Source organism: Pseudoalteromonas fenneropenaei (assembly GCF_042643375.1).
GTDB lineage: Bacteria > Pseudomonadota > Gammaproteobacteria > Enterobacterales > Alteromonadaceae > Pseudoalteromonas > Pseudoalteromonas fenneropenaei.
Genome location: NZ_JBHRSD010000013.1, coordinates 1 through 14699 on the forward strand (window position 1 = coordinate 1; position 14699 = coordinate 14699).

A 14699-nucleotide genomic window follows, 5' to 3' on the forward strand; every position below is an offset into this window, starting at 1 on the left:
CAGATCTAATTTTGGATCAAGCGTTTTTTTGAAAAAACTTAGAAAAACGGATCGTTCGGACAAAAAACAAGCTAAACCCCGTAGATCTGCACATTTTGCAATCTTATCGTCACAAAAGTACCACCTTTTCCGTCAGGGGGAATGTAAGTATTACCCAACTTTCATGAAGCGCAAGCTAATCGCATAAAAAAAGTCGCAACTTTCGTAGCGACTTTTTCGTCTATTACCTTTTCAGTGTGGCATCCTTTGGGGCGTTCAACTTAATAAAGCAAACTGTAGAGTTTACGACGGTAGTCTCCTGCGACTTTGTCGCCATTAGGCAAAGATGCAATGATATCTAAGTAAGTTTTTTTAACTTCCCCAAATGCCATATCTTTCTTTAACACCACTAATAATACCGCAAGCGCTTCTTCTTTTTGGCCGCTTGCAAGTAACGCTCCCCCTAGCTGTTCATAAAGCGCCCAATCTGTTGGTGCTGCCTCTATTGCAGCTCTTAATGCAACTATCTCTGGGCTTTCTTCGGTCTGCTCAGCTTGATGTAATTTAGCTTGAAGATTGTGGAAGTACGCGTCCTGACTCTCTACTGCAACTGTTGCGAGCAATGCTTTGGCATCTTCTAGCTTGTTCAACTGAATGCAAAGGTCGGCAAACACAAGTTTTGCTTTATCATTCTTAGGCGCCGCTTCCTTTGCCTTTTTAGCAAATTCGAACGCCTTGTTGAGGTCGCCCGCCATCAGTGCATTTTGTGCCTCAGCTAAAAACAACGTTTCAGGTGCGGGTAAATGTTCTGCCAGTTGCTGTTTAAGTTCTTCTTCGCTTTTTGCGCCAGCAATGATATCCAGCGGTGCACCATTTTTTAGCACCACAATCGTAGGCAAAGTTTGTAAACCGATTTGCTGTGCCAACTGTGAAGCCAGCATTGCTTCTGTTTCGCAGTCTAACGTCGCCACCACTAACATATCCTGATATTGCTCAGCTAAACGAGCTAGTATTTCACGCTGAGCAACACAACTAGGATGCTGTGCGCTAAAAAAGCTCAGCAGTACGAGTTTATCCTGTAAACCTAATGTCTGTTGGATATTATCCTGTGTAACAAGGATTTGATTTGTCATAAGTGTACTCAGCTATTGATTCGTTATTGCTTGGTTATCGTCTATATATTGCGGCGATTCTGCAAATTACAAGCACTAAGCCTTACTCACCACTTTGCTGCGCTTTTTCGCACGCCATTTGCGGGCTTTAATTGGCTTTTGGGGCACACACTGTTGTAAGTTCGCCATATCAACTTGCAGACTCGCGTTTACCAATGCACTTAACTCCCCTTCCAAAGCACTCATAAAAGCACTGTAACTATGTTGTTTTTGCGCCATGAGCGACAATTGAGATTCCCAAATTGCGGTGCGATCTGGCAAAGTCAAAGATTCGGGTATTGCGCCTATCAAAGCTTGCCCAAGCGCCGTCGATAACACTTTCTTTCCTGATCGCTGTAAAAATTGGCGTTTAAACAGCAAATCAATGATCCCTGCGCGAGTGGCTTCGGTACCTAAACCATCCGTTTCTTTTAGCACTCTCTTAATTTCCGGGTTCTGCACAAAACGTGCAACCCCAGTCATTGCAGCCAGCAGTGTTGCCTCTGTAAAATGCTCTGGTGGTTGAGTATGCTTTTCTACTACTTCACCCCGCTCACACCATAGCATATCGCCAACTTGTAGCTCGGGTAGGAATGCCGAGGATGACTTATTTTGGAAATCAGAGAGCATTTTAAAACCTGCCACTAATTGAGTTTTGCTACTTGCTTTGAATAAGCCACCCGCAATATTGAGTTCAACTTTCACTTCTTGATACTGATAAGCTGGAAAAAACTGCACTATATATTGCCGCGCAATGAGCTTATAAATTTTCTGCTCAAAATCACTTAGGTTAGTTAACTGTACCTTTCGCGCCGTTGGAATAATCGCATGGTGCGCCGATACCTTTTCATCGTTCCAACATTTGCTACGTAAGTTTAAATCAGCGGATTGATACTGTGACTCTGCAACATTATTAAAAATCGCTGCACTGACTTCAAAACGCTGAGCGTAATGCTCTTTTGGCAGATAACGACTGTCCGAACGAGGATAAGTGATAAGCTTATGTTTTTCGTACAGCGCTTGGCACACATCTAACACCGTTTTCGCAGACATCGCGAATGCTTTGTTCGCCTCTATTTGCAGCGCCGACAAATTAAATGGCAGCGGTGGCTGCTCTTTACGCTGTTGCTTATCTACCTTATTAACCTGCGCCTGCTGTTGGGTGATTCGACTCGCTACGTTTTCTGCTAATGCACGATGTAGTACACGACCTTCTTCATCTTGATATGGTTCACAGGCTTCACTTGGCTGCCATTTGGCGCTAAAGCTTGCGCTCTGCTCGTTAGCAACATGCGCTAATACTTCATAAAATGGTTTTGATTGAAAGTGGGCAATTTCCGCATCACGCTTTACCACCAATCCTAGCACCGGGGTTTGCACCCGACCTATCGACAACACTTGTCCGCCACCTCGTTGTCGCCCTAAGATAGTAAACAAACGAGTAAGGTTAATACCGTATAACCAATCAGCTCGCACGCGTGCTAAGGCTGACACGCTCAAAGGAATAAATTCTTGGTTCGATTTCAGGCTGTCTAATGCGCGCTTTACTGCTTGAGGGTTTAAATCGCTTATCAATAACCGCGCCATGGCCTTTTTTTGTTCGCTCGTGGCTTTAGCGTAATCAATCACTTCGTCGACTAACAATTGACCTTCGCGGTCAGGGTCGCCAGCATGGACTATTTGGTCAGCTTTTTTGATGAGCTTTATCAGGCAATTGAGCTGCTTTTTGGTTTTGCTTTTGGCTTGAAATTGCCACTGCGTTGGCACGATAGGTAAGTGTTCCAGCTGCCATTTAGCAAAACTGGCGTCATAATCTTGTGGCTCGGCTAACTCTAAAAGATGACCAATACACCAAGAAACAATGTCGCCATTGCCAACCACAACATAGCCATCCTGCTTATTATGGGGTTTGGGCAACACATCTATAATGGCGCGTGCAAGCGAGGGTTTTTCAGCGATATAAAGTCTCATAACAAAATACTGTATAAATTCACAGTTACATTATGTGGCATTCAAATCCGCTTTGCCAAGATGAAATTGCATTTTGTTGCCTACGACCATTCAAGCCTGCATGGTGTTTGGTCACACCATTACGCTTTCATGATAAATCGGAGTGGCTGATAGCCAGTGAATTGTTGAATATGGTTGATAAATACAAGTGAGTTGATAACTAGAGGTGTAAACTGTGCGGTAATAAAAAGAGGAGCGCAAATATGCCTCCTCTTTTTATCTGTGTACTCTTTTTTCTTTATATACTTGGTACACCTTGCTTAACCGCTCTGCTTTAAGTTGCTAGTTTAGCATTTTACCTAACAACTAGTTTTACCAGGCGGAAAATCATAACCGATTGATTATAGACTGTTACTGCCCAACCTGAATTGGATCAGACTCCGTCGGCTTACCCTGCAAAATAGAGATCTCAACCCGGCGATTGCGGCGTCTATCGGTTTCAGTCACATTCGGTACTAGAGGACGAGTATCTGCATGTCCAACAACTACCATCCTGTTTTTATCAAACCCTGGCGCTTTTTGCATTTCGGTCGCCACTGCTACCGCTCTTTTTGCAGAAAGATCCCAGTTGTTGGAGTACAGCTCATTGGTCACTTGATAGTCATCAGTATGCCCTGATACCGTGATCTCACCCGGCACATCTTTGAGTAAGTCAGCGATTTCTTGCACTATAGGTTTAAACTTAGGTTGCAAGAATGCACTACCAGAAGGAAACGAACCATTCTCTTGAATACGGATAATGATTTGTTGCCCTAAAGACTCTAATTCTATTGCGCCATCCATGATCTGATCTTCCAATTGCTGCGCAATTTTTTTCACTAGCTCTTTCATTTGTTCTTGCTCAGCAGCTGACACCGCCGGTGACTGTGATGACTGTTGCTGTGCGGTGCTTTGCGACTCACCACCGCGTTTATTACCGCGTTGCTCTTGTCGCCCACCCGCTGAGCTTTCTTCACCCGCTTGAAACTCAAGCATTTGCTGGGTCATTTCGACCGTTTGCTGTTGAATGGTTTCTATCGGCGTTGGATCTGGCTTACCCGGTGTAAACTCCATCGCAATCACACTGGTGCCTTTGGGAATATCTTTTACTTCGATTTTATTTTGCACCCCGAAAGCAAATTTCATCGAGCCGGCAATTTGCTTAAATTTCAGTACGTCCATTTCCGAGAAAGCCAACAGCAGTACGAAAAAGCACATCAAGAGCGACATCAAGTCCGCAAATGTTCCCATCCAGGCCGGTAGACCTGGGGGTGGACACTTACACTTGCCCTCGTCAGACATAAGCTTAGCCTTCTGCGTCAGTTAAACGTTTCGATTCTGGCAAGTAATTTTTCAAAATGCCTTCGATAACTTTAGGGTTTTGGCCGTCCTGAATACCGAGTACCGCATCTAAGATTAAACGCTGGTTAAGTTCTTCTTCGTCTTTACGCAGTAGTAACTTAGTTTGTACTGGGATTGCCACCACGTTAGCCAAAAACGCACCATACAATGTGGTTAAGAGAGCCACTGCCATAGCAGGACCGATGGCTTTTGGGTCATCCATGTTAGATAACATGGCAACTAAGCCGATCAATGTCCCTATCATCCCCATCGCCGGTGCAATATCACCAAGCGACTTAAACATACTGGCACCCATTTCATGGCGTGAAGAAGTTAAAGCAATGTCTTTTTGTAAGGTGGCTCGCACTACATCAGCATCATGGCCGTCTACTAACATGTCGACGCCTTTACGCATGAATTTATTTGGAATGTCCGCTTCTTCAAGTGCTAAAAACCCGCCTTTACGTGCTGAGTCAGCCAGTTCAACCGCCTTTTCGATTAGCTCTTCCGGCGTTTCAATTTTGAACATAAAGGCTTTAGCCGCTACTTTCCCAATGCCAAAAAATTGCGACATAGTGAAGTTAGATAACACGATGAAAATCGAACCACCAAACACGATGACCGTTGACGGGCCGTCAATGAACATCGCCATCGCCCCGTCACTACTCATAAACATCGCCATGATAATAAGACCTATGGCGCCTATAATCCCGATTACGGTTGCTAAATCCACACACCCTCCGAAAGCAGCAAAAAAGCAGGAAGTTTAAATTATTATCGTTCGATTCTCGTTCGAGTTAGGTGAATAGTCACACCCAGTATTCTTCACCGTTGCGTTTTATATCGGCAACTAACTGAATTACTTAAATCAATTATATAAAAAAGCGTTCAAATTGCGAATTGATCTGTAAGCCGTTGTAATTATCTCGCTCAGTTTTACCGAGCGCCCATACAAGCTTGCAAGTATTTTTGACCTGCACTGTGATTCCTCCTAAAATTGGGGGCTAAATAGGCGCCTCATATAGCATTGACGATTAGAGTCCACTATGGCAGTAAAAAAACCAGAAAATCTCAGCTTTGAACAAGCAATGGAAGAACTTGCAACAATAGTAACTGAAATGGAGCAAGGTGATATGGCGTTAGATCAAGCCTTAAAACAATTTGAGCGCGGAATTGGGCTGGCTAATGCCTCAGCAAAACGTTTGCAACAAGCGGAGCAAAAGGTTGCCATTTTAATGAACAATGACCCAGACGCAGAGCCACTCCCATTTGACAGTGAAGCGCAATAATCGTGAATTTAAACTCTCAGATCCACGCCGCAAAAGAGCGTGTTGAAAGCGTGTTGAATGCTATTTTCGACCGCGCAATTGATTCCGACACTAAGTTACAAGCTGCGATGCATTATAGCCTAAGCATTGGCGGTAAACGCTTAAGACCATTTTTGCTGTATACCACAGGGCAAATATTTGGTGCTAAAGCAGCTGATCTTGACGTGTTGGCAGCCGCCATTGAATGTATCCACACTTATTCATTAATCCATGACGATTTACCCGCCATGGACGATGACGAATTACGCCGTGGCCAACCGACTTGTCATATTCAATTTGACGAAGCCACCGCTATTTTAGCTGGTGATGCCCTGCAAACTTTAGCCTTTGAGCTGATAGCAGAACATACTTTTGCGGTACCCGCTGAACAAGTCATCAAAATGCTTGCGGTACTTGCTAGAGCCTCTGGTTGGCGCGGCATGGCCGGCGGTCAGGCGCTCGATATTGCAGCCACAGGTAAAGCGGTTGATAAACAGCAGCTGGAGCAGATCCATAATTTAAAAACAGGCGCACTACTTTGTGCTGCTATTGAATTGGGTGCACTTTGCGCGCCACAGTGCGATGAACAAAGTCTTGTGGCGCTACGACAATTCGGCAAATCTTTAGGGCTGGCATTTCAAGTACAAGATGACATTTTAGATATCGTAGGGGACACCGCGACCTTAGGTAAACCACAAGGATCTGATGTGGCATTGAATAAATCCACTTATCCTGCCTTACTTGGTTTAGCGGGAGCACAAACGTATGCCAAAACTTTGGTCAGTGAATGTATTGAGGCACTCAAGCCGCTGTCTGTCGACACCGAAGCTTTGGCCTTAACGGCGCACTTTATTATAGAGCGCAATCATTAACCATATGGGCAGACAACAGCCATTCTCATGTGCGTCAAACATGACGAATTGGTGACATTCTAATTTAAATCAAGCAAACTGAGCGCTGTTCTCAGAATTATCGCGCTCGTGTTGCGAAGGATACAAATAACAACCATGAAACTTGATAGTAGCAAGTACCCATTGTTAGCCTTAGTTGATGAACCTTATCAACTACGCTCATTGCCGCAGGACAAATTACGCGCACTTAGCGACGAACTACGTGACTATTTACTCAATTCGGTTTCTCAAAGTAGTGGTCATTTGGCATCTGGCCTTGGCACTGTTGAACTGACTGTCGCATTGCACTATGTCTACAATACCCCGGACGACCGCTTAGTGTGGGACGTTGGTCATCAAGCTTATCCCCATAAAATCCTTACCGGACGCCGTGACCAAATGCATACCATAAGACAAAAAGATGGCTTGCATCCTTTCCCATATCGCGAAGAAAGCGAATATGACACATTCAGTGTTGGCCACTCTAGCACCTCAATTTCTGCCGCGTTGGCAATGTCAATTGCCGCAAAACGTGAAAACCAAGGTCGTAAAGTCGTTGCTGTGATTGGCGATGGCGCCATGACTGCGGGTATGGCATTTGAAGCGATGAATCATGCGGGAGATGTGAAATCTGACATGTTGATCATTCTGAATGACAACGAAATGTCGATTTCTGAAAACGTCGGTGCGCTTAACAACCACTTTGCACGCATCCTCTCTGGGAGTTTCTATACCAATATCCGTGAAGGCGGTAAAAAGCTCCTCTCAGGTATGCCACCAGTGAAAGAGCTGGCCAGCCGCATGGAAGAACACTTGAAAGGCATGGTGATCCCAGGCACTTTCTTTGAAGAACTTGGCTTTAACTATATTGGCCCAATTGACGGTCATGATATCAATATGCTGGTTGATACATTACGCAATATGCGTAATTTAAAAGGCCCGCAGCTCCTACATATCAAAACCCAAAAGGGCAAAGGCTACAAGCCTGCAGAAGCCGACCCAATTGGCTACCATGGGGTGCCAAAATTCGACCCAAGCTTAGCCAGTTTACCAAAATCTAAACCGGGTGCGCCGACTTTCTCCAAAGTATTTGGCGATTGGTTATGTGACATGGCAAGCCAAGATAGTAAGTTAATGGCAATTACCCCAGCCATGCGTGAAGGCTCTGGTATGGTACGCTTCTCTAAAGAACATCCGGATCAATACTTTGATGTTGCGATTGCCGAGCAACATGCGGTGACGCTAGGCGCGGGTTTTGCGTGCGAAGGTTTACGTCCGGTTGTTGCTATTTATTCCAGCTTCTTACAGCGTGCTTACGATCAATTGATCCATGACGTTGCGCTACAACAACTACCTGTGCTGTTTGCTATTGACCGTGCGGGTATAGTTGGTGCCGATGGCGAAACGCACCAAGGTGCTTATGACTTAAGCTTTATGCGCTGCATTCCAAACATGGTGATTATGGCGCCAAGCGATACTAATGAGTGTCGTCATATGCTCTATACTGGCTACATGTGTGGCTTGCCTGCTGCGGTACGTTACCCGCGCGGCTCTGCTGGTTCAGGTGAAGTTGCCACTGATATGCAGCAATACGAGCTAGGTAAAGCCAATGTTATTCGTGAAGGTGAACGCATTGCGATTTTGAACTTCGGCACTTTATTACACTACGCAGCGCCTGTAGCTGAGGAGTTGAATACCGCCTTAGTAGACATGCGATTCGTCAAACCACTTGATACCGCATTATTAGATAAGCTTGCTAACCAATATGAGCATTTTGTCACCCTTGAAGACAACGCGATTGCCGGTGGTGCAGGTAGCGCCGTAAGTGAATACTTTGCAGCGCAAGGCATTATTAAGCCAGTCACTCATTTAGGTATTCCTGATGCGTTTATTAAACATGGGACCCAAGAGCAGATGTATGCTGAAATGGGACTCGACAGCGCTGGGATAAAAAGCCGTATTCAAGCTTTATAGCACACGCTATAGTAAAAAGAGCCGCAAGGCTCTTTTTTATTGGCATAAATTCAGTGAGGTATAAAACATGAGCACGCAACCGCAATCGTTTAAGTCATTTGCTGAGTTTTACCCCTATTATCTGGCCGAACACAGCCACCCTATTTGTCGTTCTTTACACTATATTGGCAGTACGTTAGTGATCTTACTCGCACTTGCGGCACTGGGTTGGCAAGATTGGCGTTTTGCGGCGGCCATGCCTTTGGCTGGCTATGGGTTTGCGTGGCTAGGCCATTTTGGCTTTGAGCACAATAAGCCTGCAACCTTTAAATACCCACTGTATTCTTTATGGGGGGATTGGGTGATGTATGGTCAGTTTTTACGTGGATTGCTGCGGGCTGCGTAAAAGTACGCAGCCCTATCTGGCAGATTTAGCGCATCCATACTTGCACTTCAGCAAGGCCACTGGATTCCAAAGTTTGTAATTGCGCTTCAATATTGCTGGTTTGTTCAAACTCAAACGCATCAAGCTGTGCATCAAATATAATGGTCGCGGCACCATCACCACCACGACGTTTGACTTGATGTAGCGCAATATCGGCAAGGTTGACCGAAGCCTCCCAGCCAATCACTTGACCGCCAAGTAACGGCAGCGGATAGAAAGACCAACCTAAAGACACACTGAGCTTTAGCAACTTTCCGTTGGGTAAAGTAAACTCGTGCTCGGCAATGGCTTTACACAGCTCACTGACATAATGATGGATCTCAGGGCGTTTGAAATCGCGCAGTAATAACAAAAACTCATCACCACTCCAACGTGCGACATAATCTGAGCCCTGTGTGCGGGTATTGAGTAAAGTTGCCAATTGCTGTAAGCAGCTATCGCCCCCAATTGGGCCGTATGCGTCATTAATCTTGCTGAACTTGTCGATATTTAAAATCATCAGCACCAAGCTTTTATCTTGCTGCTGTAACGACTGCGCGTTACGTTGATAATGTTCGACGTCTTTAGGTAGCTGATCAAAAAGGAAACGTCGGCTGCGTAGCCCGGTTAAATCGTCCGTGTGGCTGACCAATTTAAGCTGCGTGTTGACATGGTTCAGCTTTTCATTGGCCTTGCGAAGTTCCGTGGTGCGCTCTGCGACGAGATTTTCCAGCGCGGCCTGCTTGCGCCGCTCTTGCGTACGGAATACCCAAAAAATCAGATAAAACAAGAAGATAAATCCACTGGTGATCAGCAAACGGAAGTAGACTGTTTCATCAAAACGGCGCGGTACTGAAATAAGCAATTGCAGGTTTTCAGCCTCAGCCCACTCCTGACCTTGGCGCTTCACTTGCAGGTTAAAGGTAAACTCTCCTGGTGGCAGATTAGTATAAATTGCCTCACGCCGCGTTTGTACTTGGCGCCAATCATTGTCCATACCACTTAAACGGTAGCGAAACTCAACACTGTTAGGCGCATAGAAATCAATCGCGGTATAACGAATGGTGATATCACGCTCGCTGGTTTGTAGCGCCACCGATTTGGCCAACACATTACTTGCCAACAAACGCTCCGGCGTTTGAATACTCTCAATCCGTGCAGTCAGGGCATCTTTACCAAACAAACGCACGTTTTTTGGGATCTCAACTACACCTTGAAGGCTTGGATACCACAGCGCATTTTGCGTCTCCACCACGGAGTCATGACCAAGCCCTGAACAACACTGACTGGGTCGACCATCAAGCTGCTTATCAAATGAGCTTATCACCTGCTCAACCTGCAAGTTTTCGATAGCATGCGCAAATTGCTCAACTGGCATACGATACACACCTTTCATGGTGCTCACCCAAATACGGCTGAGGCTTTTATCGTAGTAAAGTGAAAATATTGAGCCGTAGGGTAAACCTTGAGCAGCGTCGAGTTGATGCCATTCTATTTCATTTTCACTGCGATAAAACAAACCATCATTCAAAGAGCCAACCAGCGTCGCAACACCATCAATATGAATAATGCTGGTAATATAAGCGGAGTCTAACGAAGTTTGCCCGCCAATACGCTCAATACCACGGTCGTTATAGCGATAAGCGCCTTTATTGGTACCGACAAAGCCGAAGTTCGGATAATCAACAACGTAGGTAATAAACTTACTGCCCAAGAAAGCATTGTAAGCAAAGGGAGTGAGGCCGCTGTAGTCCATGCGATACAGACCACGTCCCGTACCTAGCCATAATCCCCCTTTGTTCGAAGGACTTATCGCCAATACGGGGTTTTGGCGTAATTCGCGGTCGCTTAACACGGTTAACTGATTGTTTTCGTACACCACTACACCGCGGTCAGTGCCCATGTAAAGCTTGTTACCTACAAACTCAAGATCGTGGATAGTAGTACGTTTAAGGCGCGCCATTGAAACCTCATTAACGTAACTTTCGTCACCTTCGAGGTAACCTAAACCAACACTACTGGCTATCCATAAACGTCCGTCAGGCCCTTGGCTAATCGCCGATACCGCTTGGGTCTGTTTAGATATTTCAGCATGACGCTCCACTCGCCCTGCATGAGCAAGCCAAAGCCCTTCGCTAAAACTTGCCAGCCACACATTACCATCTCGGTCTTTAAATATATCGGAAAACCAAATGCTCTGATCTAATTGCACAGGCTCAACCCATTGCCACTGGCGATTACTATCACGGTATAGCAAACGACCGTAAGTGGAGATCCATAGCCCACCATCACTGTCTGCCATAAACTTATAGACCAGCGAATTCATCCCATTGGGCAACTGATATGGACGAAGCTCATCATCAATATCAAGAAAATAAGCCCCTAACTCAGACGCGAGCAGCAAGTTGCCCTCCAACCACACTAAATCATGCACTATGGTTTGCGCGAGCCTATCAGGTAACGACACTTTTGCCGTCAGCTCTAAACGTAGTGCTTCTGAGGCACTTTGCTCTGCATCACTTAAACGCAGTAAATGGCGCTCGTTGACTATCCAAACTCCTTTTGGCGACCAAGCTATTTTACTTACAGCGCCCACAATTTGGCTAATTGCCGTCACCGTCATAGTATCGTTTGGCAAGTCATTTTGCTGCCGTAAATTGTTACTGCGAGAGATAAGATAAAGACCGTTGGCCGCAACCCAAATTCGCCCTTTTTGGTCTTCAATGATGTCTTTGACTGCACCGCTGAGTTTAAATTGCTCCGCTTGCATAGAGTTAGGATCAAGCCTCACTATGCCACTACGAGTGCCAATCCAAAGCATGCCGTGGCTGTCGAGCAACAATTTATTGATGCCATTACTGGGTAAAAAATCGGAATTCTGGGTGTTGAAGTTGCTAAATTCATTACCGTCGAAACGGCTGAGCCCAAATTGCGTGCCAAGCCAGATATAACCTTGCTTGTCTTGCACTATGCTACTGAGTGACTGAGAAGGCAGACCGTTTTGAATATTCCATTGTTTGACTACATAGTCATTGATAGCACTATGTGCTGTTGGTATGTAACCAGCAGTAAAGCCGGCCAATAGCAACACCGCTATCCAGGTCGTTATTATTTTTGTCACTCAAGAGAGTCCTTTACGCTAATACATAGCCAGTTTTGATCAAAGCCTGTAAACAAATCAATGAAAAAATACCGGCCAGAATATCATCAGCCATGATCCCAAGCCCACCATGGAGCTTTTTGTCTAAGATCCTAATTGGTCCTGGCTTAGCAATATCAAAAAAGCGGAACAAAATAAAGCCTACCAATAATGTTTGCCAACTGATGGCTGCCGCAACCATGGTAATGTAAAAGCCCGCCACTTCATCCCAAACAATTGCAGGGTGATCATGGACATTGACATCTTTGGCGGTTTTACCACAGGCCCAAACGCCAACCAAGCAAAGCGCTACCGCTATAATCACTTGCGCCCACATAGGCCAAGACATGGTTAAGAAGATAAACGGTAAGGCACCTAAAGTGCCAAAGGTGCCCGGCGCTTTTGGCGCCAGACCTAAACCAAAACCCAAACCTAAAAATTGATGTGGGCGGCGCAAAGAAAATTGAGACTGCTTCACTTCACCTTCCTCGCGAGCATAATTAAGCGGTGAAATGCTCATAGCCCTTCGCTGGCAACGCCAACTTTTGACCACGTAATAACACCTCAAGTTTACCTTCACCAGGTAAAATTTGACCAATACAGGCCGCATCGACACCGTATTGTTTTAGTTTTGCCTGCAACGCACTTTTTTGTGCATCCGGCACAGTAAACAACAATTCGTAATCATCACCATAAGCCAGCACATAAGGCCAACGCTCAGCTTCTGGCAAGGTATCTTTTAAGGCTTGAGACACAGGGACTTTGTCAGCGTGGATAACGGCATTCACGCGCGATTGACGCAGCACATGACCAATATCTGCCACTAAACCATCGGAAATATCAATCGCCGCGGTAGCCATGCCTCGTAACACCTGACCTGCAGCAACGCGAGGAGTCGGATAAAAAAACCTTTGTTCTAAGGCTTTTTTATTCTCTGGCGTGAGCGCTATCCCACGTTTGCGCGCTTCAATTGCAAGCGCCGCATCGCCAAGTGGACCTGTGACAAAAATCCAGTCACCGACTTTTGCGCCACCTCTGGTCAATGCCTTACCTTTGGGAATAATCCCCTTGGCACACACTGTGATAGTGAGTGGGCCTTGGGTGGTATCACCGCCAATGATTTGGACATTGTAATATTCGGCGATTTCATGCAAACCGTCGGTAAATGCTTCAAGCCAAGGTAAATCAACATCAGGTAAGGTTAATGCAAGAGACACCCAAGTCGGCTCAGCGCCCATGGCTGCCAGATCGCTCAGATTGACCGCTAATACCCGATGACCAAGCGCTCTTGGTGGGATATCGGCGAAAAAATGAACCCCAGACACCAGTGTGTCGGTCGTAACAGCGAGTTGACAATTCTCCGGCACACTAACCAGAGCACAATCATCGCCAATCCCTAAATCAACGTCGCGGCGAGTGATACCACGGCCTTTGAAATAACGATTTATTAGTTCGAATTCCTTCATACACAAAAAAGCCGGCCTACGCCGGCTCACCTGAATTAAGGTTTGGCAGCAAATTCTTTGGCACGCAGCTGTTTAACAGCTTTGTCCAACACGCCGTTGACAAACTTGTGGCTGTCTTCAGCACCGAACATTTTTGCCAGTTCGATACCTTCGTTGATAGCCACTTTATATGGCACATCTTCACGGAATTTCAGCTCATAAGCACTCAGACGTAAAATGGCACGTTCAACCATGTCTAAATCGTCAAATGGACGTGACAAATGTGGCGTAACCGAGAGATCTAATTGCTTGTGGTTAACTGCAACACCACGCGCAAGATCTTTAAAATATTCCACATCAATCTTAGAAATGTCGTTTTCAATTAACATTTGCTGTTCGATATCTGCGATGGGGTTACCACTGAGTTGCCATGAATACACGGCTTGTAATGCCAAAATTCGGGCTTTACGTCTCGCTGCTGGTTTCAACTGAGATTCCTCTTGAAATTGCGCTTAAATAAGATCTAGCACGTTCACCATTTCTAGCGCACCTAAAGCAGCTTCGCCGCCTTTGTTGCCCATTTTAGTGCCCGCACGTTCAATAGCTTGCTCAATATTTTCTGTGGTCAACACACCAAATGCCACTGGTATATCATAGTCTAACGACACGCTTGCCAACCCTTTATTTGATTCGTTGGCTACCAAGTCAAAGTGTGGAGTACCACCACGAATGATCACGCCAAGGGCGATAATGGCATCATGCTCTTTTTTCATCGCGATACGTTTTGCCGCTAGCGGTAATTCAACCGCACCCGGTACGTACACAACCGTAATATCTTCATCCTTAACACCGCCAGTACGCTTTAATTCATCCACGGCGCCATCAAGTAGGCTACGACCAATAAAGTCGTTAAAACGTGAAATAACAATGGCAAATTTCTTACCAGGAGCGTACTTATTACCTTCGATGATTTTCATTCGCTGTTCCTAATTTATCTGAGCAAAAGTCAAATAGACGCGCATAATAGCACATAAAAGTTAAATTCGCCTACTGCCAAGCAGGCGAACGGGTTATTCTGTTT

The 14699-nt window shown here is 45.5% G+C and carries 13 protein-coding genes; 4 read left to right on the forward strand and 9 right to left on the reverse strand.

Annotated elements, in window-relative coordinates:
* Positions 1-260 precede the first annotated feature (260 nt).
* The 4 genes from ACFOEE_RS08085 to pomA form a co-directional block, all read right to left on the reverse strand.
* Positions 261-1112, reverse strand: coding sequence for a tetratricopeptide repeat protein (locus ACFOEE_RS08085; RefSeq protein ID WP_377123017.1), 852 nt, complete (start codon positions 1110-1112; stop codon positions 261-263).
* Positions 1113-1187: 75 nt separating this feature from the next.
* Positions 1188-3101: a DNA topoisomerase III gene (locus tag ACFOEE_RS08090; RefSeq protein ID WP_377123019.1), complete on the reverse strand. Its 1914-nt coding sequence runs from the start codon at positions 3099-3101 to the stop codon at positions 1188-1190.
* A gap of 390 nt (positions 3102-3491) precedes the next feature.
* Positions 3492-4421, reverse strand: coding sequence for a flagellar motor protein MotB (locus ACFOEE_RS08095; protein WP_377123021.1), 930 nt, complete (start codon positions 4419-4421; stop codon positions 3492-3494).
* Positions 4422-4425: 4 nt separating this feature from the next.
* Complete coding sequence (gene pomA / locus ACFOEE_RS08100; protein ID WP_377123023.1) at positions 4426-5193, reverse strand: flagellar motor protein PomA; 768 nt, start codon at positions 5191-5193, stop codon at positions 4426-4428.
* A gap of 313 nt (positions 5194-5506) precedes the next feature.
* Between pomA and ACFOEE_RS08105 the strand changes: the two genes are divergently transcribed.
* From ACFOEE_RS08105 to ACFOEE_RS08120, 4 genes are all read left to right on the forward strand, one after another.
* Positions 5507-5749: an exodeoxyribonuclease VII small subunit gene (locus tag ACFOEE_RS08105; RefSeq protein ID WP_377123025.1), complete on the forward strand. Its 243-nt coding sequence runs from the start codon at positions 5507-5509 to the stop codon at positions 5747-5749.
* A 2-nt stretch (positions 5750-5751) separates the two neighbouring features.
* The gene (gene ispA, locus ACFOEE_RS08110) at positions 5752-6639 is read left to right on the forward strand and encodes a (2E,6E)-farnesyl diphosphate synthase (protein ID WP_377123027.1); all 888 of its coding nucleotides are present in this window, start codon (positions 5752-5754) and stop codon (positions 6637-6639) included.
* 135 nt (positions 6640-6774) lie between these two features.
* Positions 6775-8631 carry a 1-deoxy-D-xylulose-5-phosphate synthase gene (gene dxs, locus ACFOEE_RS08115; protein ID WP_377123029.1) on the forward strand — a complete coding sequence of 619 codons (1857 nt, stop codon included), beginning with the start codon at positions 6775-6777 and terminating at the stop codon, positions 8629-8631.
* Positions 8632-8698: 67 nt separating this feature from the next.
* Entirely contained in the window at positions 8699-9016 is a 318-nt protein-coding gene (locus ACFOEE_RS08120) for an Mpo1-like protein (protein WP_377123031.1), read from the forward strand.
* A gap of 25 nt (positions 9017-9041) precedes the next feature.
* On the opposite strand, the gene ACFOEE_RS08125 is transcribed toward ACFOEE_RS08120, so the two are convergent.
* The 5 genes from ACFOEE_RS08125 to ribH are packed head-to-tail and all read right to left on the reverse strand — an operon-like array spanning position 9042 to position 14595.
* Positions 9042-12131, reverse strand: coding sequence for a two-component regulator propeller domain-containing protein (locus ACFOEE_RS08125; RefSeq protein WP_377123073.1), 3090 nt, complete (start codon positions 12129-12131; stop codon positions 9042-9044).
* Between the two features lie 37 nt (positions 12132-12168).
* Entirely contained in the window at positions 12169-12651 is a 483-nt protein-coding gene (locus ACFOEE_RS08130) for a phosphatidylglycerophosphatase A family protein (protein WP_377123033.1), read from the reverse strand.
* A gap of 22 nt (positions 12652-12673) precedes the next feature.
* A complete protein-coding gene (gene thiL / locus ACFOEE_RS08135) occupies positions 12674-13639 on the reverse strand; it encodes a thiamine-phosphate kinase (RefSeq protein WP_377123035.1) in 966 nt (321 codons plus the stop codon).
* 35 nt (positions 13640-13674) lie between these two features.
* Positions 13675-14106, reverse strand: a complete 432-nt coding sequence (gene nusB / locus ACFOEE_RS08140; RefSeq protein ID WP_377123037.1) for a transcription antitermination factor NusB — start codon at positions 14104-14106, stop codon at positions 13675-13677.
* 24 nt (positions 14107-14130) lie between these two features.
* Complete coding sequence (gene ribH / locus ACFOEE_RS08145; RefSeq protein ID WP_377123039.1) at positions 14131-14595, reverse strand: 6,7-dimethyl-8-ribityllumazine synthase; 465 nt, start codon at positions 14593-14595, stop codon at positions 14131-14133.
* Positions 14596-14699 lie beyond the last annotated feature (104 nt).